The sequence below is a fragment of the Bradyrhizobium sp. USDA 336 genome (genome assembly GCF_044908355.1).
GTDB lineage: Bacteria > Pseudomonadota > Alphaproteobacteria > Rhizobiales > Xanthobacteraceae > Bradyrhizobium > Bradyrhizobium yuanmingense.
In genome coordinates, this window is record NZ_JBIYDC010000002.1 from 5,619,030 (window position 1) to 5,642,691 (window position 23,662).

Genomic DNA, 23,662 nt, shown 5'->3' on the forward strand with positions numbered 1-23,662 from the left:
CACAACACTGATAAATCAGGATTAGGACTGCTGAATGGTTGATACCAAGACCCCTGGCGACAAGAAGCTGAGCGTTCCGAGCAAGACGCTATCGCTCAAGCCGCGCGTCGAAACGGGCACCGTGCGCCAGAGCTTCAGCCATGGCCGCAGCAAGCAGGTCGTGGTCGAGAAGCGCGGCAAGCGCCGCATTGGCGACGGACCCGAGCCGCACGCGCCCGAGGTGACGGCAAAGCCCGCGCCGGCCGCACCCGCCGCGCCGCCGCGTCCGGCTCCGCCCCCGCCGCGCAACGCCGGTTCCGGCGTGGTGCTTCGCACGCTGACCGAAGATGAGCGTTCGGCCCGTGCCAGCGCGCTGGCCGATGCCAAGCTGCGCGAAGTCGAGGAGCGCCGCCAGGCCGAGGAAGAGGCCCAGCGCCGCGCCGCCCGTGAGGCCGCCGAGCGCGCCGAGCGCGAAGCCGCCGAATCCCGCCGCAAGGCCGAGGAAGAGCGCCACCGTCACGAGGACGAAGCCAAGCGCAAGGCCGAGACCGAGGCCAAGAAGCGTTTCGGCGAGGGTGAGCAGCCGACATCCGCCGCGCGCTCCGCGACCGCAACACCCGCCGCTTCCGCACCGCGCCCCGGTGCGCCTGCGTCCCGGCCTGGAACCACTACCACAGCGCGCCCGGGAACCACGACGGCGCGTCCTGCAACCACGACCGCGCAGCGTCCGGGTGGACCGGCTGGCCGCGGCCCCGCCGTTGCGGCCGAAGCTGACGACGACGAGGCGCCGCGCCAGATCCGTCGCGGTCCCGGCGGCGCCGCGCGTCCCGTGGTAGCCCCCAAGCCCACCCACAAGCCCGGCCCGCAGAAGGAGCGCGGCCGCCTGACCGTCGTCACCGCGCTCAATGCCGATGAGGTGCGCGAGCGCTCGATCGCCTCGTTCCGCCGACGCACCCAGCGTCTGAAGGGCCACGCCTCGAACGAGCCGAAGGAAAAGCTCATCCGCGAAGTGGTCATTCCGGAAGCGATCACCATCCAGGAACTCGCCAACCGCATGTCCGAGCGCGCGGTCGACGTCATCCGCATGCTGATGAAGCAGGGCGCGATGCACAAGATCACCGACGTGATCGACGCCGACACCGCGCAGCTGATTGCCGAAGAGCTCGGCCACACCGTCAAGCGCGTTGCTGCGTCCGACGTTGAAGAAGGTCTGTTCGACGCTACCGACGATTCGACCGACACCGAGACCCGTTCGCCCGTGGTGACCGTCATGGGCCACGTCGACCACGGCAAGACTTCGCTGCTCGACGCGCTCCGTCACGCCAACGTGGTCTCCGGCGAAGCCGGCGGCATCACCCAGCACATCGGCGCCTATCAGGTGACATCGCCTGAAACCGGCAAGAAGATCACCTTCATCGACACGCCCGGCCACGCAGCGTTCACCGCGATGCGCGCCCGCGGCGCCAAGGTGACTGACATCGTCGTGCTGGTGGTCGCGGCCGATGACGGCGTGATGCCGCAGACGGTCGAAGCCATCAATCACGCCAAGGCGGCCGGCGTGCCGATCATCGTTGCCATCAACAAGATCGACAAGCCCGATGCCAAGCCCGAGCGCGTGCGCACCGAGCTGCTCCAGCACGAGGTGCAGGTGGAATCTTTCGGCGGCGAAGTCGTCGACGTCGAGGTGTCCGCCAAGAACAAGACCAATCTCGACAAGCTGCTCGAGATGATCGCGCTGCAGGCCGAAATCCTCGACCTCAAGACCAATTCGGAGCGTCCGGCCGAAGGCACCGTGATCGAGGCCAAGCTCGATCGCGGCCGTGGTCCGGTCGCGACCGTGCTGGTGCAGCGCGGCACGCTTCGCGTCGGCGACATCATCGTCGCCGGTGCCGAAATGGGCCGCGTCCGCGCGCTGATCTCCGATCAGGGCGAGACCGTGCAGGAGGCCGGCCCCTCGGTGCCGGTCGAGGTGCTCGGCTTCAACGGCCCGCCCGAGGCTGGCGATCGTCTCGCGGTGGTCGAGAACGAAGCCCGCGCCCGCCAGGTCACCAGTTACCGCGCGCACCAGAAGCGCGAGAACGCGGCAGCCTCGATCTCCGGCATGCGCGGCTCGCTCGAGCAGATGATGTCGCAATTGAAGACGGCGGGCCGCAAGGAATTCCCGCTGATCGTCAAGGCCGACGTGCAGGGTTCGCTGGAAGCCATCCTCGGCTCGCTGGAGAAGCTCGGCACCGACGAGGTCGCCGCCCGCATCCTGCATGCCGGCGTCGGCGGCATCTCGGAATCCGACGTGACGCTGGCCGAAGGCTTCAACGCCGCGATCATCGGCTTCTCGGTTCGCGCCAACAAGGAGGCCGCTGCGGCCGCCAAGCGCAACGGCATCGAGATCCGCTACTACAACATCATCTACGACCTCGTGGACGACGTGAAGAAGGCGATGAGCGGTCTGCTCGCGCCGACCTTGCGCGAAACCATGCTGGGCAATGCCGAGATCCTGGAGATCTTCAACATCTCCAAGGTCGGCAAGGTCGCCGGCTGCCGCGTCACCGACGGCACCGTGGAACGCGGCGCCAATGTGCGCCTGATCCGCGACAACGTCGTCGTGCACGAAGGCAAGCTGTCGACGCTGAAGCGCTTCAAGGACGAAGTGAAGGAAGTCCAGTCCGGCCAGGAATGCGGCATGGCCTTCGAGAACTACCACGACATGCGTGCCGGTGACGTGATCGAGTGTTATCGCGTGGAGACGATCCAGCGCTCCCTGTAAGTCCAAATCTTACCGAAGCGTTCGGATCTTTTTGAACTGAGATTGCGGGAGTGCGATGGCCGGATTTTTCCGGCCATCCACCCCTCTTCGTTTCAACAGGACAAATGACAATGCCCGTGTCCCAGATGCGGGCATGACGAGGTGATATTCGAATAATGCCACGGCATCATCAGAAGAAGAGTTCCGCGCCCGGCGGCTCGCAGCGTCAGTTGCGCGTCGGCGAGCAGGTTCGCCACGCGATGGCCGATATTCTGGCGCAAGGCAATGTGCATGATGCCGACCTCGAAGGTCACATCATCACCGTGCCGGAGGTACGGATGTCGCCCGACCTGAAGCTCGCGACGGTCTACGTGATGCCGCTCGGTGGCCGCGACACCGAGATCGTCATCGCTGCGCTCGAGCGCAACAAGAAGTTCTTGCGCGGCGAGGTCGCGCGGCGCGTTAACCTGAAATTTGCACCTGACATTCGCTTCCGCGTCGACGAACGATTCGACGAAGCGGAACGGATCGAGAAGCTTTTGCGAACGCCTGCGGTGCAGAAGGATTTGGAACAGGATCCGGATTCGGATCGGGAAGAAGAGCAATGACCATGGACCCCGCTCACGGCACGATCGGCGGCAACGACACCGATCAGCGCGACGCGCAGACCAACGATTTCGCGGAGATGGGCGGCAATTCGCAGCCGCATCAGGAGCCGCGCCGCGTCAACAACGATCCGCGGGCCAAGCAGCAGAAGGGCAACCAGGTCCGCCGCGACCGCCGCGACGTCCATGGCTGGGTCGTGCTCGACAAGCCGATCGGCATGACCTCGACGCAGGCGGTCGCCGTGCTCAAGCGCCTGTTCAACGCCAAGCGCGCCGGACACGCCGGCACGCTCGATCCGCTCGCCTCGGGCGGCTTGCCGATCGCACTCGGGGAAGCCACCAAGACCGTCCCCTTCGTGATGGACGGCCGCAAGCGCTACCGCTTCACGGTCTGCTGGGGCGAGGAGCGCGACACCGACGACATCGAGGGCCGGGTGACCGCGACCTCGGACCAGCGCCCGAGCCGGGAGGCGATCCTGGCGCTGCTGCCCCGCTTCACCGGGGTGATCGAGCAGATCCCGCCGCGCTATTCGGCGATCAAGGTCCAGGGCGAGCGCGCCTATGATCTCGCCCGCGACGGCGAAGTCGTGGAACTGGCCCCCCGCCCGGTCGAGATTCACCATTTAACCCTTGTCGATCAACCAGATAACGACCGGGCCGTGTTCGAGGCCGAATGCGGCAAGGGCACCTATGTCCGGGCGCTCGCCCGCGATATGGGCCGGATTCTCGGCACTTACGGCCATATTTGCGCGCTGCGGCGGACCCTGGTCGGCCCATTTGGCGAAAACGACATGATTCCGCTGGATCAGTTGGAGGCTTTGTGCGATAGAGCCGCGTCCGGCGAGGGCAGCCTCGCCGACGCGCTTTTGCCCGTTGAGACCGCGCTGGACGACATCCCGGCACTGGCCGTCACTCGGGCTGATGCGGCAAGGCTCCATCGGGGCCAGGCCGTTTTGTTGCGCGGACGGGATGCGCCCACTTGTAGCGGCACAGTCTATGTCACGGTGGCAGGCCGTCTTTTGGCGCTTGCCGAAGTTGGCAATGGCGAAATCATCCCCAAGCGTGTGTTCAACCTGACCGGCCTGACTGCCAGCCCCGGTCGCAACGAGAGAAATTGACGATGTCGATTGCCGCAGAACGCAAAGCGGAAGTCATCAAGACGAATGCCACCAAGGCCGGCGACACCGGCTCGCCCGAGGTTCAGGTCGCGATCCTGTCGGAACGCATCAACAACCTCACCAACCATTTCAAGACCCACGTGAAGGACAACCATTCGCGTCGCGGCCTCTTGAAGCTGGTCTCGACCCGCCGCTCGCTCCTCGACTATCTCAAGAAGAAGGACGAGGCGCGGTACAAGGCGCTGCTCGAGAAGCACAATATTCGTCGTTAAGAGTTCTTTGCGCGCGCCACCGGCGCGCGTTTTCGCGCGTGGTTTCGAACGAAAGCGCTTGTTTTAAGCTTTTTGATCGAGGTTGCGCGCACGTCGGATGCAGGTCGTTGGCGGCCGGCATCCGAGCATGAACGGCGAAGACCGCGGTTCGGTGTTCGCATTCGTGCCGACTGACAGTCCAGCAGCAATCCGGCGGCTGGGCACAACGGGCAAGGCGCCCGTATGACCCGAAAGGATGGACGCCATCCGACATCCAAAAACCATGGCAGGATCGCAGGACGCTGATCATCCGCTCCGATCAGCGTCCCGCAATCTTGCGCATGGTTTTTGTTTTTCGAGAGCCGTCCCTTCTTTCGAGAACCCATGAAAGAAGACCTCTATGTTCAATAAGCATTCAGTCGAAATCGACTGGGGCGGACGCCCACTCAAGCTCGAAACCGGCAAGATCGCCCGCCAGGCCGACGGCGCCGTCGTCGCCACCTATGGCGAGACCGTGGTGCTCGCCACCGTCGTCGCGGCGAAGGCGCCGCGCGAAGGCGTCGACTTCCTGCCGCTGACGGTCGATTACCAGGAAAAGGCCTACGCTGCGGGCCGCATTCCCGGCGGCTATTTCAAGCGCGAGGGCCGTCCGACCGAGAAGGAGACGCTGGTCTCCCGCCTGATCGACCGACCGATACGCCCGCTATTCGTCGACGGTTGGCGCAACGAGACCCAGGTGATCGTCACCGTGCTGTCGCACGACATGGAGAACGATCCCGACGTCGTGGCGATGGTCGCGGCCTCCGCGGCGCTGACGCTGTCCGGCGTGCCGTTCAAGGGCCCGATCGGCGCGGCCCGCGTCGGCTTCGCCAATGACGAGTTCATTCTCAACCCGACGCTCGACGAGATGGTCGACACCCAGCTCGACCTCGTCGTCGCCGGCACTGCCGACGCCGTGCTGATGGTGGAATCGGAAGCCAAGGAACTGAACGAAGACATCATGCTCGGCGCGGTGATGTTCGGTCACCGCCACTTCCAGCCGGTCATCAACGCGATCATCGAGCTCGCCGAGAAGGCCGCCAAGGAGCCGCGCGAAGTCACCGTCATCGACAACGCCGCGCTCGAGAAGGAGATGCTCGGCCTGGTCGAGCAGGAGCTGCGCGCCGCCTACGCGATTCCGATCAAGCAGGAGCGTTATGCCGCCGTCGGTGTCGCCAAGGAAAAGGTGATGGCCCACTACTTCCCGGAGGGCCAGGAGCCGAAATACGACAAGCTCCGTGTCGCCGGCGTGTTCAAGGAGCTCGAGGCCAAGATCGTTCGCTGGAACATCCTCGACACTGGCAAGCGCATCGACGGCCGCGACAGCAAGACGGTGCGCAACATCGTCGCCGAAGTCGGCGTGCTGCCCCGCGCCCACGGCTCGGCGTTGTTCACCCGCGGCGAGACCCAGGCGATGGTCGTGACCACGCTCGGCACCGGCGAGGACGAGCAGTACATCGACGCGCTGTCCGGAACCTACAAGGAAACGTTCCTGCTGCACTACAACTTCCCGCCCTATTCGGTCGGCGAGACCGGCCGCCTCGGCGGCACCAAGCGCCGCGAGATCGGCCACGGCAAGCTGGCCTGGCGCGCGATTCGTCCGGTGCTGCCGCCGCACCATGAATTCCCCTACACCACGCGCGTGGTGTCGGAGATCACCGAGTCCAACGGCTCGTCCTCGATGGCTTCGGTCTGCGGCGCCTCGCTGGCGCTGATGGATGCGGGCGTGCCGCTGAAGCGGCCGACCGCGGGCATCGCGATGGGCCTGATCCTCGAAGACAAGCGCTTTGCGGTTCTCTCGGACATCCTCGGCGACGAGGACCATCTCGGCGACATGGACTTCAAGGTCGCCGGCACGGAAGCGGGCATCACCTCGCTCCAGATGGACATCAAGATCGAGGGCATCACCGAAGAGATCATGAAGGTCGCGCTGGCTCAGGCCAAGGACGGCCGGATCCATATCCTCGGCGAGATGGCAAAGGCCCTCACAGCGGCCCGCGCCGAGCTCGGCGAATACGCGCCGCGCATCGAGACCTTCAAGATCGCCACCGACAAGATCCGCGAAGTGATCGGTACCGGCGGCAAGGTGATCCGCGAGATCGTCGAGAAGACCGGCGCCAAGGTCAACATCGAGGATGACGGCACCGTGAAGGTCGCCTCCAGCGACGGCGAGGCGATGAAGGCGGCGATCAAGTGGATCAAGTCGATCGCGTCCGATCCGGAAGTCGGCCAGATCTATGACGGCACTGTCGTCAAGGTGATGGAGTTCGGCGCCTTCGTGAACTTCTTCGGTTCCAAGGATGGTCTCGTCCACATCAGCCAGCTCGCGGCCAACCGCGTGCAGAAGACCTCCGACGTCGTCAAGGAAGGCGACAAGGTCAAGGTCAAGCTGCTCGGCTTCGACGACCGCGGCAAGACCCGCCTGTCGATGAAGGTGGTCGACCAGACCACGGGCGAAGACCTCGAAGGCAAGGACAAGGGCGGCGAGGGCGAGAAGGCCCCGCGCGAAGCCGCCGGCGAGTAAGGCCTCGCGACAGTCCGGAAACGCGAAGGGCGGCCGAGAGGCCGCCCTTTTTCTTTGCCGTGCCGCCTGCATCATCGCAGGCCATGCGCGCTTCCGCCGCAGCGTCGGAGTGACCGCGTTCGAAACCCGGAATGGCTGGTGTTGCGTAACTATCGTACCGCCGTACGCTTCATCAGCGGATCGTCCCAAGACAGGAGAACCAAATGACGTCCATATCCCGGCGCCGCCTCATGTTCACTGCAACCGGCCTCGTCGCGGCTGCCGCTGCCCCGCGCATGGCGTTTGCGCAAGCCGCCGCGGCGTCCGCAGGGCCGTTCAAGCTCGATCCTTTGGCCTATCCGGCGAATGCGCTGGAACCGCATATCGATGCCAAGACGATGGAGATTCATCACGGCCGCCATCACCAGGCGTTCATTACCAACCTGAACAATTTCGCGAAGGACAATCCCCAGATCGCTGGAAAGCCGGTCGGCGAGGTGCTCGGCAATCTCGGCGCCGTACCCGACGCGATCCGCACCGGCGTCCGCAACAACATGGGAGGCCACGCCAACCACACGATGTTCTGGCAGATCATGGGACCGAACGGCGGCAAGCCGGAAGGCGCCCTGCTCGCCGCGATCGACAGCGATCTCGGTGGCATGGAGAAATTGCAAACCGACTTCAACGCTGCCGGCGGACGGGTCTTCGGCTCGGGCTGGGTGTTCGTGACTGTCAGCAAGGATGGCAAGCTCGCCATCGAAACGCGACCCAACCAGGACAATCCGATGATGGACGGCAAGCGGGCGCTGCTCGGCAATGACGTCTGGGAGCACGCCTACTATCTGAACTACCAGAACCGGCGCGCCGACTATCTCAAGGCATGGTGGAACACGGTGAACTGGAAGGCGGTGGGCGAGCGCTACGCTGCCGCGAAGGCCGGCACACTCGACGTGTGAGCACAATCGGAAACCATAAAAAGGGCGGCCTCTCGGCCGCCCTTTCTCGTGACTACTGCGCTCTCTCTCGCAAGCGGGAGAGGTGTCATCCTCACGCCGCGAGGTCGTAGCGGTCGAGGTTCATCACCTTGGTCCAGGCCTTGGCGAAATCCTTGACGAACTTCTCCTTGGAGTCCGAGGTGGCATAGACCTCGGCGAAGGCGCGAAGCTGGGAGTGTGCGCCGAAGATGAGATCGACGCGGGTGCCGGTCCACTTCACCGCATTGGTCTTGCGATCGCGTGCCTCATAGGTGCCATCGGCAGCGGCCGTCCACTGCGCGCTCATGTCGAGCAGGTTGACGAAGAAGTCGTTGCTCAGCGTTCCCACCTTGGTGGTGAGCACGCCGTGCTTCGAACCGTTCGCGTTGGCGCCGAGCACACGCAGGCCGCCGACCAGAACCGTCATCTCGGGACCTGTGAGTCTGAGCAGCTGCGCGCGATCGACCAGAGCTTCCTCCTGCTGCATGAACTGATGCCGCTTGCCGATGTAGTTGCGGAAGCCATCGGCGCGCGGCTCCAGCGGTGCGAACGAGGCCGCGTCCGTCTGCTCCTGCGAGGCGTCCATGCGGCCCGGCGTGAAGCCGACCTTGACCTCGACGCCGGCGTCCTTGGCGGCCTTCTCGACCGCGGCGGTGCCGCCGAGCACGATCAGGTCGGCGAGCGAGACCTTCTTCGCGCCGGATGACGCGTTGAAGTCCTTCTGGATCGCTTCGAGCTTGCCGAGCACCTTGGCGAGCTGAGCCGGCTCGTTGACCTCCCAATCCTTCTGCGGGGCAAGCCGGATGCGCGCGCCGTTGGCGCCGCCGCGCTTGTCCGAGCCGCGGAACGTCGAGGCCGAGGCCCAGGCCGTTGAGACCAGTTCCGGCACCGTCAGGCCCGAAGCCAGGATCTTGGTCTTCAGCGAGGCGATGTCCTGCTCGCCGACCACCTCGTGGTTCACGGCCGGAATCGGATCCTGCCAGATCAGCGTCTCCTTCGGCACCAGCGGGCCGAGATAGCGCTGGATCGGACCCATGTCGCGATGGGTGAGCTTGAACCAAGCGCGGGCGAAGGCGTCCGCGAACTGATCCGGGTTCTCCAGGAAGCGACGCGAGATCTTCTCGTAGGCGGGATCGAAGCGCAGCGAGAGGTCCGTCGTCAGCATGGTCGGCCGATGCTTCTTCGACTTGTCGAAAGCATCGGGGATGATCGCCTCCGCGTTCTTGGCCACCCACTGGTTGGCGCCGCCCGGGCTCTTGGTCAGCTCCCATTCGAAGTTGAACAGGTTCTCGAAGAAGTTGTTGCTCCACTTCGTCGGCGTCTTCGTCCACGTGACCTCGAGACCGCTGGTGATCGCATCACCCGAGTGGCCCGTGGCGTGCTTGCTCTTCCAGCCGAGGCCCTGATCTTCCAGCGCGCCGGCTTCCGGCTCCGGACCGACCAGCGAGGGATCGCCGGCGCCATGGGTCTTGCCGAAGCTGTGGCCGCCGGCGATCAGCGCGACGGTCTCTTCGTCATTCATCGCCATGCGGGCGAAGGTCTCGCGAATGTCCTTGGCTGCGGCGACCGGGTCCGGCTTGCCGTTCGGACCTTCCGGATTGACGTAGATGAGGCCCATCTGCACGGCGCCGAGCGGCTCGGCGAGCTGGCGTTCGCCGCTGTAGCGCTCATCGCCGAGCCAGGTGCCTTCGGGACCCCAATAGAGTTCTTCCGGCTCCCAGACGTCGACGCGGCCGCCCGCAAAGCCGAACGTCTTGAAGCCCATCGATTCCAGCGCGACGTTGCCGGCGAGCACCATCAGATCGGCCCAGGAAATCTTGCGGCCGTATTTCTGCTTGATCGGCCACAGCAGACGGCGTGCCTTGTCGAGGTTGGCGTTGTCGGGCCAGCTGTTGAGCGGGGCGAAACGCTGCTGACCGGCGCCGGCGCCACCGCGGCCGTCGGTGGTGCGGTAGGTGCCCGCGCTGTGCCAGGCCATGCGGATCATGAGACCGCCATAGTGGCCGAAGTCGGCGGGCCACCATTCCTGCGAGTCCGTCATCAGGGCGGTCAGGTCCTTGATGACCGCATTCAGGTCGAGTGACTTGAACTCCTTGGCATAATCGAAGTCCTTGTCCATCGGATCGGACTTGTCCGAATTCTTGTGCAGCACCTCGATGTTGAGCTGCGTCGGCCACCAATCGCGGTTTGTGCGCGTGGGTTTTCCGCCCGAAAACGGGCACTTCGAAGTGTCGTCCATGAATACCTCCTCTGGCGGCGTCGAACTCGCGCCCTTGACCAGGTAGAACCACTCTAAGCGCAGCGTCCTATCAGGGGAAGTTGACTTTAGTGATCGCTGCGATAGGATTTTCTGATGATAAATCTGACGCTGCGCCAGCTCCGGTATTTCGACGCGCTGGCCCGTCACGGCCATTTCGGCCGCGCGGCCGAGTCCTGCTCGATCTCGCAGCCGGCCCTGTCAATGCAGATCAAGGAGCTGGAGGAGGCGCTGGGCGGCCTGCTGCTGGAGCGCAGCGCCCGCCAGGTCGCGCTGACCCGGTTCGGCGAGGAGCTGGCGCAACGGGTCCGCGACATCCTGCGCTCGGTCGACGAGCTCGGCGATTTTGCGCGCGCTTCGCAAGACCGCTTCGCCGGCCGCCTGCGCATCGGCATGATCCCGACCATCGCACCCTACCTGCTGCCCAAGATCACCAAGAATCTCACGCGCATGCATCCGGAGCTCGACATCCGCGTGCGCGAGACCATGACGCCGCGGCTGATCCAGGAACTGGTGGAAGGACGGCTCGACACCGCCATCGTGGCGCTGCCGGTGTCGGAGCCCTCGCTCACCGAGGTCGCGCTGTTCGAGGAGAAATTTCTGCTGGTGCGGCCGGGCGCCGATGAAGGCACACCGGTGCCGTCACGCGAGATGATGCGCGAGATGCGGCTTCTGCTGCTCGAGGAGGGGCACTGTTTCCGCGACCAGGCGCTGTCGTTCTGCAACATGCAGGCCGCGCCGCCGCGCGAGATGCTGGATGCGAACTCGCTGTCGACGCTGGTGCAGATGGTCAGCGCCGGCATCGGCGTCACCCTGATCCCGGAGATGGCGGTGCCGGTGGAGACGCGGTCCGCCTCGGTCTCGCTGGCGCGCTTCCGCGACCCCGAGCCGTCGCGCACCATCGGCATGGTCTGGCGCAAGACCAGCCCGTTGGCGCGGCAGCTGCTGCAGATTTCCGAGGTGGTGTGCCTGTCGGCCGGCAAGGTGCGCGCGCGGCAATCCCTGCGCAGCCAGAAGGCTTGATCGGCGGATGTCGCATCCGGTCATCCGCCCCGCCCGCGCGGATGAGTACGACGAGATCGGGCGCGTCTGGATGGAGAGCTGGGTCTCGACCGGGCTCGCCGAAGCCAGCGACTTCCTGCTGGCGAACCTGCGGGCGCGCATACGGCGCGAGATCGAGAACGGCTGGAGCCTGTTCGTCGCCGACGATCGCGGCACGATCGCCGCGATGCTGGCGCTGCATCTGCCAAAGCTCTATCTCGACATGCTGTTCGTCGCGCCCGCCTATCAGGGGCAATCCCTCGGGCGGAAGCTGCTCGCCTTCACGCGCACGCAAATGCCCGACGAGATGTATCTGCGCTGCGTCCGCGAGAACGAAAAGGCCTGGCGCTGGTACGAACGCGAAGGCTTTGTGCTCGAGAAGGAAGAGATCGAGCCGTCGAACGCGTTCGTGATGAAGTGTTACCGGTGGAACCGGCCACGGCCAGGCGGCGGGTAGGACGAGCGGGTCTTCACCTTGCGGTTGCAATCGGCCCGCACTAGTAGATGTCTCTCGTCGACGAGAATATACCGGAAGCCGCAACCCGCATCAGCCGTCCCATGTTTCGCATCTGCTTGACTACGATCTTTCTGTTCGGGCTCATCGCAGGCGCGGCGGCCCAATCCGCTCCATCACCGGCTCGGCCAGCCAAGAGCGCCACGCCGAAAGCCCCCTCGAGCTCCAAACAGCCTGCCGCTGCGGATGCAGGACCGTGCGGGATTGGCCTTATTTCCGTCGTCGGCAACCGGTTCGGTGTTCAGCAGGTTGGCTTCACCATGTTTGGCAACGAGTACGCGCCCGTCGCGATCGATGGTTGGAGACTTGATGACATCGTCATGTCGCGGGTTCGCGCGGCCGCGTCCGGCAAATCCGTCAAGCGCCTCGCTTATTCGCCGAGCGCCTGGGCGCAGGCCGGTGGATCCGGATCGCCGATGCTGAGACGAAACCAGGAGCGACAGGAATTCGTTCAGCAGAGCGCGGCAGGCACCAAATGTCAGCTCTATGTCCTGGTCGAGAGATTCCAGAACGGCTTCAGCAACACGAACCAATCTGTCGAGGGATTTGGCATCGTGAAGTGGGGCAATCCCATCAAGCGACGCACGTTCCTGTTCGCGCTGACCTATATCACCGTGTACGACGGACAGTCGTTCGAGGTCGTCAAGAAAGGCGCGGCGTCAACGGATGCCGAACCCATGATGTCACGCTTGATCGGGATCAACCCGATCAGCGGCCCCAACAAGGAATTGGATGAGACGGCCTTTCCGGCGTCTGCCAACGAGGTGGCGGGCAACCACGCGCTGCGCGATGGTGTCCGCACGCTGCTGACGACGAGTCTCGACAAGACGCTACCTCAGCTGCTCCAGCAATGAAGGTTCCCCGCCATGATCAAGCTCTATTGGTCGCCCCGCTCGCGCTCGTTCACGACGCTCTGGCTGATGGAGGAGAGCGGCCTGCCCTATGAGCGCGTGCTGACCGACATCTCGACCGGCGCGCAGAAGGCGCCGGACTATCTGAAGATCAACCCGATGGGCAAGGTGCCGGCGCTGACCGACGGCGATGCCGCGCTCGCCGAAGCCGCGGCGATCTGCGCCTACATCGCAGACCGCTATCCCGAGACCAAGCTCGCACCCGCCGTGACCGACCCGCGCCGCGCGCGCTACTTGCAATGGCTGTTCTTCTCTCCGGGCTGCATCGAGCCGGCCATCACCCAGATCTTCACCAAGATCGAGATCCCGACCTCGACGGCGGCCTGGGGCAGCGCCACGCAGGTGTTCGACGTGCTGGAAGCCGCGCTCGAAAAGGGTCCGTGGATTCTCGGCGAGGAATTTTCCGCCGCCGACGTCGTGATCGGCGCCGGCCTGAATTTCGCGATACGCCTGTTCAAGATGGTGCCGTCGCGCCCCGCGTTCGATGCTTACCTCGCGCGCTGCACGGCGCGGCCGGCGTTCCAGCGCGCGGAGAAGATCGCGGCGGGATAGACAAGCTCAGGATTTGTAGGGTGGGCAAAGCGAAGCGTGCCCACCACCTTGCGTCGCGATCCTTGAGAGCTCGTGGGCACGGCGCGAAGGGCGCGCCTTTGCCCACCCTACAAGAGCTACGAAAGCATCCTATTCCGACTTCAAATCATCCGGCCGCGGCATCAGGATGACGTTGTAGCCCGAATCCACATAATGGATCTCGCCGGTCACGCCGCCGGACAGATCCGACAGCAGATACAGCGCCGAGCCGCCGAGCTCGTCGAGCGTGACGCCGCGGCGGAGCGGCGCGTGCTTCTGCATGAAGGCGAACATTGCGCGCGCCTCACCGATACCGGAGCCGGCGAGGGTGCGGATGGGGCCGGCGGAGATCGCATTGACGCGGATGCCGCGCGGTCCGAAATCAGCGGCGAGATAGCGCACGGAAGCCTCCAGCGCCGCCTTGGCCACGCCCATCACGTTGTAGTTCGGCATCGCGCGCTCCGAGGCGCCGAAGGTCAGCGTGATCATGCTGCCGCCTTCCGTCATCAGCTCGGCGGCGCGCTTTGCGACCTCCGTGAACGAGAAACAGGAGATCACCATGGTGCGCGAAAAATTCTCGCGGCTGGTGTCGGCGTAGCGGCCCTTCAGCTCGTTCTTGTCGGCAAAGCCGATCGCATGGATCACGAAGTCGAGCCCGCCCCACTTTTCGCGGAGCACCGCGAAGGTGGCATCGACGCTGGCGATGTCCTCGACGTCGCAAGGCAGCACCAGATCGACGCCGAGCTGCTCTGCCAGCGGCTTGACGCGCTTGCCGAGCGCCTCGCCCTGGAAGGTGAAGGCAAGCTCGGCGCCGTGGGCATGCAGCGTCCTCGCCATGCCCCAGGCGATGGAATGATCATTGGCAATGCCCATGATCAAACCGCGCTTGCCTTTCATCAGACCTTCCATTGCCTCGCGGCTCCTTATCATTCCGACGTCATCGCCCGCGCAGGCGGGCGATCCAGTATTCCGAGACAGTCGTGGTAGTCGTGAGGGCACGGCGTACTGGATGCCCCGCCTTCGCGGGGCACGACAGCGTCGCTGAAATCACGCATCCAGCCGGCTGAACACCAGGGTCGCGTTGGTGCCGCCGAAGCCGAACGAGTTCGACAGCACCGTGCCGATCTTGGCGTTGTCGATGCGCTTGCGCACGATCGGCATGTCGGCGAACACGGGATCGAGCTCCTGGATGTGCGCGCTCTCGCAGATGAAACCGTTGTTCATCATCAGCAGCGAATAGATCGCTTCCTGCACGCCGGTGGCGCCGAGGGAGTGGCCGGTCAGTGCCTTGGTCGCCGAGATCGGCGGGCACTTCTCGCCGACGCCGAACACTTTTCGGATCGCCTCGATCTCCGGCGGGTCGCCGGCCGGCGTCGAGGTCGCGTGCGGGTTGATGTAGTCGACCTTGGTTTTCACCGTCGACATCGCCATGCGCATGCAGCGCTCGGCGCCTTCTCCCGACGGCGCCACCATGTCGTGGCCATCAGAGGTCGCGCCATAGCCGACGACCTCGCCATAGATGCGCGCGCCGCGCGCCTTGGCATGCTCGAGCTCTTCCAGCACCAGCACGCCGGCGCCGCCGGCGATGACGAAACCGTCGCGATTGAGATCGTAGGGACGCGAGGCCGTCGCCGGCGTGTCGTTGTACTTCGAGGACATCGCGCCCATGGCGTCGAACAGCACCGACAGCGACCAGTCCAGCTCCTCGCAGCCGCCGGCGAAGATGACGTCCTGCTTGCCGATCTGGATGGTCTCATAGGCATTGCCGACGCAATGATTCGAGGTCGCGCAGGCCGAGGAGATCGAATAGTTCACGCCCTTGATCTTGAACCAGGTCGCGAGCGTCGCGGACGCCGTGGAGGACATCGCCTTCGGCACCGCAAACGGGCCGACGCGCTTCGGTCCCTTGGAGCGGGTGATGTCGGCGGCTTCGACGATGGTGCGCGCCGACGGACCGCCGGAGCCCATGATGATGCCGGTCCGGATGTTGGAGACTTCGTCGGGCGTCAGGCCGGAATCCTGGATCGCCTGCTCCATGGCGATGTGATTCCACGCCGCGCCCTGGCCGAGGAAGCGCATCGCGCGGCGGTCGACGACCGTCGAGGGATCGAGCGACGGCTCGCCTTGAACCTGCGAACGGAAGCCGAGCTCGGCATATTTCTCAGCCCGCGAAATGCCCGACTTCGCCTCGTGAAGGCTCGCAAGCACTTCCTGGGTGTTGTTTCCGATGGACGAGACGATGCCCATTCCGGTGACCACAACCCGCCTCATGACAGCCTCGCCTCAATCGTTGTCTTCGTGGTGATGCGCTCAGCCCAGGCTCGTGCCCTGCTTGAACAGGCCGACCTTCAGATCCTTGGCGCGATAGATAATCTGGTCATCGACCGAAAGCCACCCGTCGGCGATACCGAGCACGAGCTTTGCCCGCATCACCCGCTTGATGTCGACGTTGTACACAACCTTGCGGGCCTCGGTCAGCACCTGGCCGCTGAATTTCAGCTCGTTCAAACCGAGCGCGCGACCGCGGCCTTCGCCCCCGCTCCAGCCGAGGTAGAAGCCGACCATCTGCCACAGCGCATCGAGTCCGAGGCAGCCGGGCATGACCGGATCGTTCTTGAAATGGCAGCCGAAGAACCAGAGGTCGGGTTTCACGTCGAGCTCGGCGCGCACCAGACCCTTGCCGAACTCACCGCCATTGTCGTTGATGTCAGTGATGCGGTCGAACATCAGCATCGGCGGCAGCGGCAGCTGGGCGTTGCCTGGGCCGAACATCTCGCCGCGGGCACAGGCCAGCAGATCTTCGTAGTCGTAACCGTTGCGCCTGTTCAGCATTCACGAGCCTCTGTTCAAATCCCGATTGAGCGGCGTTCCTGGCGAAAATGGGCCCGTCTGATCGGACCGCCAATCGCCACCGCCGGCCGCGACTTGCGCAAGCTTCGCATGGATTGCCGACCGGGCCTCCATGCCCGGCTGCGCCAAAATCGGCTAAGCGGAACCGCGCGCTCTCTAACACACGCCATTTCGGGTGGCAAAGCGCAGAGATGAAGGTAAAATGACGCGCTCCCCAACCGGTTCCGAGCCTGATTAGAACGTCTCTAGTTGCGAGAAACTTGCATCTGCATCTTTCTCTTCTTATGTTACAGGGAGATATTGTTCACGCGTGCCCGAAATCTTGGAAATGAACGAGAATACCGCGTCCCAACACGACGACGACCATGCCGCGGCCCTCCTGTCCGGCCGCCAGCCGGCCCTGACCGGGTGTCCCTGGCACGACGTCAACGAAATGCTGCAGTCCGCGGGGTTGCGGCCGACGCGCCAGCGCATGGCGCTGGGCTGGCTGCTGTTCGGCAAGGGCGCACGCCACCTCACGGCTGAAATGCTCTACGAGGAAGCCACACTCGCCAAGGTCCCGGTGTCGCTGGCGACCGTCTACAACACGCTGAACCAGCTCACCGATGCCGGCCTGCTGCGCCAGGTCAGCGTCGACGGCACCAAGACCTATTTCGACACCAACGTCACCACCCACCACCACTATTATCTCGAGAACAGCCACGAGCTGGTCGACATCGAGGATCCGCATCTGGCGCTGTCCAAGATGCCGGAGGTGCCCGAGGGCTACGAGATCTCCCGCATCGACATGGTCGTGCGCCTGCGCAAGAAGCGCTGAGATCGATTCAAACTGCCGAGTTTGCCGTCATGGCCGGGCTTGTCCCGGCCATCCACGTTTTTGGACTGGGCGTGAAGGACGTGGATGCCCGGGACAAGCCCGGGCATGACGTTGGAGCGGCGAGCGCGCCCTCCGCCTATTGTCCTCAATTCACCTGCTCGTCGGCGTAGACGCCCCAGAGGCGCTCCTGCTGAATCCAGCCGTCGAAGCCGTTGCCGATGACGCGGCACCAGCCTGCGGCGCATTTCTTGACCTGGGTGACGACGCCGGCCTGGAGCTTGGCCGCAACCGCGCTGTCGGGATCGGGCCGGTCATAGATCGGAGCGAGATCGTCCTTGTGCTTCATGGTGACGACCGCGGTGCGGCGGCCCGACAGCAGCGAGTGATAGACCCAGCCCTCGGCGCCTTCGGAATCGCGCACCCGGCGCCAGTTCTCGAACTCGGCGGTAATTTCGACCGGCAGGCCGGCGCGGGTGTAGACCCAGGCGACGTCGTTGTCCTTGGTCGGGCCGGCGCGGACGTTCACGTGATCCGATTTGAGGCTGACATAGCGCGGCACCGGCAAGCCGCTGCTGGCCTGCGGGGTATTGTCCTTCGAATGCGAGGGGTCGACCGAGGCGCTCAACCACATGCAAACGAGCGCCATCACCGAACAAAAACGCCCCAACGCCATCAACCCGTCTCCTTCAAGGACCCGGCAGACCGGACCTTCACCCCAACTTCAAACCCTGCCGCACCCGCTCCCTCTCCCGCCCCACGCGGGTTCCAAGCCTTGAGCCGTGGTTCTTGTCTTGGCCCGGCCTTCTGCTAGAGAGAACGGGCACTTGAGCAACCAATTGGCCCCGATTTTCCGGCCGGAAATGTCGGGTGAGCTTGGAGGAAACGCCGGGGACGGACACGGCAAGGGCAGTGTCGAACAACCGGGTTAATGAGGCCTCAACGACCGGCCTTTGGCGACAGAGGCGGCCTGCGATGCCTCATGAGAGCAGGACATGTCGGTGAAGAAAAAGCCCCTCGTCGTGGTGACGCGCAAGCTGCCGGATTCGATCGAGACGCGGATGCGCGAGCTGTTCGACGCGCGGATCAATCTCGACGACACACCGATGTCGCCCGAGCAGATCGCGGAAGCCGCCCGCACCGCCGACGTGCTGGTTCCGACCGTGACCGATCACATCAGCGCCGAGGTGGTGAACCAGCCCGACTGCAAGCTCCGCCTGATCGCAAATTTCGGCAACGGCGTCGACAATATCGACGTCGCAGCCGCCCATGCCCGCGGCATCACCGTCACCAACACGCCGAAGGTCCTGACCGAAGACACCGCCGACATGACCATGGCGCTGATCCTGGCGGTGCCGCGGCGAATGATCGAAGGCGCCTCGATCCTGACCGAAGGCAAGCCCTGGCCCGGCTGGTCGCCGACCTGGATGCTCGGTCACCGCATCGGGGGCAAACGCCTCGGCATCATCGGCATGGGCCGCATCGGCCAGGCGGTGGCGCGCCGCGCCCGCGCCTTCGGCCTGCAGATTCACTATCACAACCGCCGTCCCGTCGCCCCCGTCATCGCCGAGGAGTTAGGGGCGACCTATTGGGAAAGCCTCGACCAGATGCTGGCGCGGATGGACATCATCTCGGTGAATTGTCCGCACACGCCGGCGACCTATCACCTGCTCTCGGCGCGGCGGCTGAAGCTGATCCGCAAGGACGCCTACATCGTCAACACTGCGCGCGGCGAGGTCACCGACGAGGACACGCTGATCAAGCTAATCGAAGGCGGCGAGATCGGCGGCGCCGGCCTCGACGTCTACGAGCACGAGCCCGCGGTCAACCCGAAGCTGGTGCGGCTCGCCAGGGCCGGCAAGGTGACGCTGCTGCCGCATATGGGCTCGGCCACGATCGAAGGCCGCGTCGAGATGGGCGAGAAGGTGATCATCAACATCCGCACCTTCCTCGACGCCCACAAACCGCCGGACCGCGTGCTGCCGAGCATGCTTTGAGGTTTACTTCCCGCGCCCTTCGCGCTTGCGCCAATCCGCAACGAAATCGATGAACGCGCGCAGCGCCGGCGGCGTCTGGCGCCGGCTCGGATAATACAGGAACGGGCCCGGAAACGGCTCGCACCATTCTTCCATCAGGCTGATCAGATCGCCGGACTTCACGGCATCGCCGACATAGCCGTCGAGCGTGGCCCAGATGCCGACGCCGTCGAGCGCGGCGCGCATCGCAAGATTCATATTGGTCGAGATCAGCTTCGCCGGCGGATCGACCTTCACGACCTGCCCGGCTCTCTCGAATTCCAGATCGTGCATGACGCCGCTCGAATAGCGCGCGCGGATGCAATCATGGTCGAGCAGGTCCTTCGGATGAAGCGGCCTGCCGCGCCGCGCGATGTAACCGGGCGAAGCGACCACGACATAGCGCTGCGGGCCGCTCAGCGGGATCGCCACCATGTCCTGCGCGAGATGCTCGCCATAGCGCACGCCGGCGTCATAGCCCCCGCTCACGATGTCGACGAAGCCGCTTTCGCTGACGATGTCGAGATCGACCTGCGGATGGGCGCGCAGGAACGGCCCGGCCAGCGGCGCCAGCACCAGATCGACCGCGGGCGGCGGCGCATTGATGCGCAGGCGGCCCGAGGCGACCTCGCGCAGGCCCCGCACCTGCTCCAGGGCATCGCCGACATCGCGCAGCGCCGGTGCGACGCGCGACAGCAGCAGCTCACCCGCCTCGGTCAGCGCGACGCTGCGGGTGGTGCGGTTCATCAGGCGCACGCCGAGACGTTCCTCCAGGTCCCGCAGCCGTTGGCTAAGGCTCGATACGGACACGCGAATTTCGACCGCCGCCCGCCGGAAATTGCGGGTGCGGGCAACCGCCACGAAGACATCGAGATCGCGCAGATCGGGCTCGGCCATTGTTCGCCAATGTGAACAAGGCGTTCTGGATTGTCCAGCTTATCGGCGCAATCGCTCCGGCTCATATCTGGCCTCGTGACGCGGCCCAGCCGCCTTCTCGAGGAGAAAAATCATGGAACAGCGCAAACTCGGTTCAACCGGCCCGACCGTCTCCACATTCGGCCTCGGCTGCATGGGCATGTCGGAGGTCTACGGCGCCGCCGATCGCGGCGAGGCCATCGCCACGGTGCACGCGGCGCTCGATGCCGGCATCACCCTGCTCGACACCGGCGATTTCTACGCCATGGGGCACAACGAGACGCTGTTGCGGGAAGCCCTGAAGGAGGTGCCGCGCGAAAAGGTGCAGCTCAGCGTCAAGTACGGCGCGCTGCGCGGGCCGGCCGGCGAATTCGCGGGAATGGACACGAGGCCGGCGGCGACAAAAAACTTCCTCGCCTATTCGCTGCAGCGCCTCGGCACCGACTATGTCGACATCTACCGTCCCGCGCGTCTCGATCCCAATGTGCCGATCGAGGAGACCATCGGTGGTCTCGCCGAGCTCGTGAAGGCCGGCTATGTCAGGCATATCGGCCTGTCCGAGGTCGGCTCCGACACCATCCGCCGCGCGCATGCGGTGCATCCGATCGCCGATCTCCAGATCGAATATTCGCTGATCGAGCGCGGCATCGAACGCGGTATCCTGAAGACCTGCCGCGAGCTCGGCATTGGCATCACCGCTTACGGCGTGCTCGCGCGCGGCCTGATCAGCGGCCACTGGTCGAAGGACTCAGGCAAGGCCGGCCGTGACTACCGGCTGATGACGCCGCGCTTCCAGGGTGCGAACCTCGACACCAATCTCGCGCTGGTGGAGCAGCTGCGCGCAATCGCAAATGAGATCGGCGCAACGCCGGCACAGGTTGCGATCGCCTGGGTCGCGGCACAGGACAACGCGATCGTGCCGCTGGTTGGCGCCCGCACCCGCAACCGCCTCAGCGAAGCGCTTGGCGCAACGAAGGTGACGCTGACGCCGGCGCATCTCGAGGCGCTGGCCAAGGCGTTTCCGCCCGATATCGCGGCCGGCACGCGCTACCCGGCCGAGCATATGGCGCATCTCGACAGCGAGAAGCCGGCGACGGCGTGACCGTAGCAATCAGCTGCGATGGAAGCTGAGATCCTCGAACACGGGCCCGTCGCCGTTGAGCGGATTGGCGGGATCGCGTGAATAGCGCAGCGTCTCGAAGCGCATCGCGCGCGCATCGATCATCAGGAGGCGGCCGACGAGGCCGTCGCCGAAGCCGACGATCTCGCGGATCGCCTCCAGCGCCATCATCGAGCCGAGCACGCCCGCGAGCGCGCCCATGACGCCGGCCTCCGCACAGGCCGGCACCGTGCCGGGCGGCGGCGCTTCCGGAAACAGGCAGCGGTAGGTCGGATTGAACTCGCCCTGCTCGTTCGTCTCATGCGCGCGGATGGTGGTCAGCGAGCCGTCGAAGGTGCCGAGCGCCGCTGATATCAGCGGCCGCTTGGCGAAGAAGCAGGCGTCGGAAACGAGATAGCGTGTCGAGAAATTGTCGGAGCCGTCGAGCACGAGGTCGTAATCGCCGATCAGGCTGAGCGCGTTATCCGCGTTGAGCCAGGTGGCGTGACCGATGAAGCGGACATGTGGGTTGAGCGCCGCGATCCGCTCGGCGGCACTCTCGACCTTGTGCCGCCCGATATCGGGCGTCGTATGGATCACCTGGCGCTGCAGGTTGGACAGCGACACCACGTCGTCGTCGACCACGCCGAGCGTGCCAATGCCGGCGGCGGCCAGATACATCAGCGCAGGCGCGCCGAGCCCACCGGCGCCGATCACCAGTACCGAGGCCCGCTTCAGCGCCGCCTGGCCGGGGCCGCCGACGTCGCGCAACACGATGTGGCGGGCATAGCGTTCGAGTTCGTCCGGGCTCAGCATCGTCTTACGCCTCTCCTACCAAGCCATCGCTTTCACGCCTCATGGTGAGGAGCGCGGAACGCGCGTCTCGAACCATGCAGGCCCGGATCTCACCCGGGGCCATCCTTCGAGACGCGGCCTTCGGCCGCTCCTCAGGATGAGGACCTGTGTACACGGCCCGACCTTAGGCCTGAACCGCCGCAACATTGTTCGCGACCAACGAGATGTGCTTCAATCGCATGCTTTTCAATGTTTTGGCGTTCAACGGGCTGGCTGGATTTGTCATGAGATCGATGCTTGCGGCAACACTGATGTTGGCGGCTGCCACGGGCGCGCACGCCCAGATGACGACGCCCCAAGTGCCAGGCGCCACCCCGAAGACGGTCCAGACCGTTCCGGTCAAGCCCCCTGCGATGCAGACGCCGTCCGCGACGGCCGATGCCATGGCCAAAGCCGAGCGGCTGGCCCTGCAGTCCGACCTCGCCTGGGTCGGACAATATAACGGCGCCATCACCGGCGACGTCAGCGAGCGCATGGTCAACGCCATCAAGGAGTACCAGAAGGCCAAGGGCGGCAAGCCGACCGGCGTGCTCAATCCGCAGGAGCGCACCGCGCTCACTGAGGCGGCACGCAAGAAGCAGGAGAGCGTCGGCTGGAAGATCGTGACGGAGCCGACCAGCGGCGCCCGGCTCGGCATTCCCGGCAAGCTGGTGCCGCAGCAGGCAAGCGACGCCAACGGCTCGAAATGGACCTCGCCGACAGGGACGGTGCAGGTGGTTCTCAGCCGCCGCAAGGAGACGAACCCGACCTCGGCCAAGCTCGCCGATCTCGAGAAGGAGCCGTCCGGCCGCAAGGTCGATTACACCGTGGTGAAGCCGGATTTCTTCGTGCTGTCGGGCTTGCAGGGCGAGAAGAAGTTCTACGTCCGCGGCACCTTCAAGGGCGACGAGGTCCGCACCATGACGATCATCTACGACCAGGCGACAGAGAATACTGTCGAGCCGGTCGTGATCGCGATGTCGAGCGCGTTCAACGCGTTTCCGTCGGGACCGCTGGCCGGGCCGCCGCCGCGCAAGACCGTCGAATACGGCACCGGCGTCGTCGTCAGCGAGGACGGCGCGATCGTCACCGACCGCCTCGTCACCGATGGCTGCCTTGCGATCACGATCGCCGGCCATGGCAGCGCCGACCGTCTCGCCGAGGACAAGGAGCACGATCTCGCGCTGCTGCGCATCTACGGCGCGCGCGACCTGAGGCCGCTCAGCCTCGCCGGAGGGGCCGCGAAGACCAATGTCGATGTCGTCGGCATCGCCGATCCGCAAAGCCAGGGCGGCGCGGCCGCCGTGTCGAACCTCAAGGCCGCGCTGACGCCGGCGACGAGCAGCAATTCCGCGCTCTCGCCGCCGCCGCCGGTCGGCTTCTCCGGCAGCCCGGCCGTCGACGGCGACGGCAAGTTCGCCGGCATCGCGCTGCTGAAGCCGGCGGTGGTCGCGGGACCCGCGACGTCGGCATCACAGGCGATGATGGTCTCTGCCGAGGCGGTGCGCGGGTTTCTCAAGGCGAAGGGCGTCAGCCCGAATGGCACGTCGACAGACGCCAAAGCCGCCGTCGTGCGCGTGATCTGCGTGCGGAAATAAGGCGCTGCCGGCATCTCAATCCTCGTGTCCCG

The 23,662-nt window shown here is 65.1% G+C and carries 21 protein-coding genes; 14 read left to right on the forward strand and 7 right to left on the reverse strand.

All coding sequences use genetic code 11. The annotated features are described in order from the left end of the window. Positions 1-34: 34 nt before the first annotated feature. From infB to ABIA45_RS27395, 6 genes are all read left to right on the forward strand, one after another. Entirely contained in the window at positions 35-2,743 is a 2,709-nt protein-coding gene (gene infB, locus ABIA45_RS27370) for a translation initiation factor IF-2 (protein ID WP_157285962.1), read from the forward strand. A gap of 155 nt (positions 2,744-2,898) precedes the next feature. Beyond that, on the forward strand, positions 2,899-3,330 hold the full coding sequence (gene rbfA, locus ABIA45_RS27375) for a 30S ribosome-binding factor RbfA (RefSeq protein ID WP_271510559.1): 432 nt from the start codon (positions 2,899-2,901) through the stop codon (positions 3,328-3,330). Next, positions 3,327-4,445, forward strand: coding sequence for a tRNA pseudouridine(55) synthase TruB (gene truB / locus ABIA45_RS27380; protein WP_036009001.1), 1,119 nt, complete (start codon positions 3,327-3,329; stop codon positions 4,443-4,445). The genes rbfA and truB overlap by 4 nt, the downstream gene beginning before the upstream one ends. A 2-nt stretch (positions 4,446-4,447) precedes the next feature. Beyond that, entirely contained in the window at positions 4,448-4,717 is a 270-nt protein-coding gene (gene rpsO / locus ABIA45_RS27385; RefSeq protein ID WP_008540131.1) for a 30S ribosomal protein S15, read from the forward strand. Between the two features lie 379 nt (positions 4,718-5,096). Further along, on the forward strand, positions 5,097-7,259 hold the full coding sequence (pnp, locus tag ABIA45_RS27390; protein WP_036024490.1) for a polyribonucleotide nucleotidyltransferase: 2,163 nt from the start codon (positions 5,097-5,099) through the stop codon (positions 7,257-7,259). Between the two features lie 203 nt (positions 7,260-7,462). After that, positions 7,463-8,194 carry a superoxide dismutase gene (locus tag ABIA45_RS27395; protein WP_271543491.1) on the forward strand — a complete coding sequence of 244 codons (732 nt, stop codon included), beginning with the start codon at positions 7,463-7,465 and terminating at the stop codon, positions 8,192-8,194. A 91-nt stretch (positions 8,195-8,285) separates the two neighbouring features. On the opposite strand, the gene katG is transcribed toward ABIA45_RS27395, so the two are convergent. Beyond that, positions 8,286-10,451: a catalase/peroxidase HPI gene (gene katG, locus ABIA45_RS27400; RefSeq protein ID WP_404544812.1), complete on the reverse strand. Its 2,166-nt coding sequence runs from the start codon at positions 10,449-10,451 to the stop codon at positions 8,286-8,288. Between the two features lie 114 nt (positions 10,452-10,565). Between katG and ABIA45_RS27405 the strand changes: the two genes are divergently transcribed. From ABIA45_RS27405 to ABIA45_RS27420, 4 genes are read left to right on the forward strand one after another with little or no spacing between them, the layout of a single operon-like run. Further along, positions 10,566-11,492, forward strand: coding sequence for a hydrogen peroxide-inducible genes activator (locus ABIA45_RS27405; protein ID WP_271543488.1), 927 nt, complete (start codon positions 10,566-10,568; stop codon positions 11,490-11,492). Between the two features lie 7 nt (positions 11,493-11,499). Next, positions 11,500-11,967, forward strand: a complete 468-nt coding sequence (locus ABIA45_RS27410) for a GNAT family N-acetyltransferase (RefSeq protein ID WP_404654455.1) — start codon at positions 11,500-11,502, stop codon at positions 11,965-11,967. Between the two features lie 47 nt (positions 11,968-12,014). Then, positions 12,015-12,878 (forward strand): hypothetical protein, encoded by an 864-nt coding sequence (locus ABIA45_RS27415; protein ID WP_404544814.1) that lies wholly within the window; start codon positions 12,015-12,017, stop codon positions 12,876-12,878. A gap of 12 nt (positions 12,879-12,890) precedes the next feature. Then, positions 12,891-13,487 carry a glutathione S-transferase family protein gene (locus ABIA45_RS27420; protein ID WP_404654456.1) on the forward strand — a complete coding sequence of 199 codons (597 nt, stop codon included), beginning with the start codon at positions 12,891-12,893 and terminating at the stop codon, positions 13,485-13,487. 129 nt (positions 13,488-13,616) lie between these two features. On the opposite strand, the gene fabI is transcribed toward ABIA45_RS27420, so the two are convergent. The 3 genes from fabI to fabA form a co-directional block, all read right to left on the reverse strand. Then, positions 13,617-14,414: an enoyl-ACP reductase FabI gene (fabI, locus tag ABIA45_RS27425; RefSeq protein WP_271543481.1), complete on the reverse strand. Its 798-nt coding sequence runs from the start codon at positions 14,412-14,414 to the stop codon at positions 13,617-13,619. Positions 14,415-14,552: 138 nt separating this feature from the next. Beyond that, positions 14,553-15,776: a beta-ketoacyl-ACP synthase I gene (fabB, locus tag ABIA45_RS27430; protein WP_128265148.1), complete on the reverse strand. Its 1,224-nt coding sequence runs from the start codon at positions 15,774-15,776 to the stop codon at positions 14,553-14,555. A gap of 39 nt (positions 15,777-15,815) precedes the next feature. Continuing rightward, positions 15,816-16,337: a bifunctional 3-hydroxydecanoyl-ACP dehydratase/trans-2-decenoyl-ACP isomerase gene (fabA, locus tag ABIA45_RS27435; protein WP_157285969.1), complete on the reverse strand. Its 522-nt coding sequence runs from the start codon at positions 16,335-16,337 to the stop codon at positions 15,816-15,818. A 346-nt stretch (positions 16,338-16,683) separates the two neighbouring features. Between fabA and irrA the strand changes: the two genes are divergently transcribed. Continuing rightward, positions 16,684-17,172: an iron response transcriptional regulator IrrA gene (irrA, locus tag ABIA45_RS27440; protein ID WP_036009037.1), complete on the forward strand. Its 489-nt coding sequence runs from the start codon at positions 16,684-16,686 to the stop codon at positions 17,170-17,172. A 145-nt stretch (positions 17,173-17,317) separates the two neighbouring features. Here irrA and ABIA45_RS27445 read toward each other — a convergent pair whose 3' ends face one another. After that, a complete protein-coding gene (locus tag ABIA45_RS27445) occupies positions 17,318-17,845 on the reverse strand; it encodes an SH3 domain-containing protein (RefSeq protein ID WP_157285970.1) in 528 nt (175 codons plus the stop codon). A gap of 319 nt (positions 17,846-18,164) precedes the next feature. Here ABIA45_RS27445 and ABIA45_RS27450 point away from each other — a divergent pair, with 319 nt between their 5' ends. Beyond that, positions 18,165-19,166, forward strand: coding sequence for a D-glycerate dehydrogenase (locus ABIA45_RS27450; RefSeq protein ID WP_225129577.1), 1,002 nt, complete (start codon positions 18,165-18,167; stop codon positions 19,164-19,166). A 3-nt stretch (positions 19,167-19,169) separates the two neighbouring features. Here ABIA45_RS27450 and ABIA45_RS27455 read toward each other — a convergent pair whose 3' ends face one another. After that, the gene (locus ABIA45_RS27455; protein ID WP_271543472.1) at positions 19,170-20,081 is read right to left on the reverse strand and encodes a LysR family transcriptional regulator; all 912 of its coding nucleotides are present in this window, start codon (positions 20,079-20,081) and stop codon (positions 19,170-19,172) included. 112 nt (positions 20,082-20,193) lie between these two features. On the opposite strand from ABIA45_RS27455, the gene ABIA45_RS27460 reads away from it, so the two are divergent. Continuing rightward, positions 20,194-21,201, forward strand: a complete 1,008-nt coding sequence (locus ABIA45_RS27460; RefSeq protein WP_271543470.1) for an aldo/keto reductase — start codon at positions 20,194-20,196, stop codon at positions 21,199-21,201. A gap of 9 nt (positions 21,202-21,210) precedes the next feature. Here the strand turns inward: ABIA45_RS27460 and ABIA45_RS27465 are convergent, their stop codons facing one another. After that, the gene (locus tag ABIA45_RS27465; RefSeq protein ID WP_271543468.1) at positions 21,211-22,014 is read right to left on the reverse strand and encodes a molybdopterin-synthase adenylyltransferase MoeB; all 804 of its coding nucleotides are present in this window, start codon (positions 22,012-22,014) and stop codon (positions 21,211-21,213) included. Between the two features lie 263 nt (positions 22,015-22,277). On the opposite strand from ABIA45_RS27465, the gene ABIA45_RS27470 reads away from it, so the two are divergent. Further along, complete coding sequence (locus ABIA45_RS27470; protein ID WP_271543466.1) at positions 22,278-23,630, forward strand: serine protease; 1,353 nt, start codon at positions 22,278-22,280, stop codon at positions 23,628-23,630. The last annotated feature ends 32 nt before the right edge of the window (positions 23,631-23,662 follow it).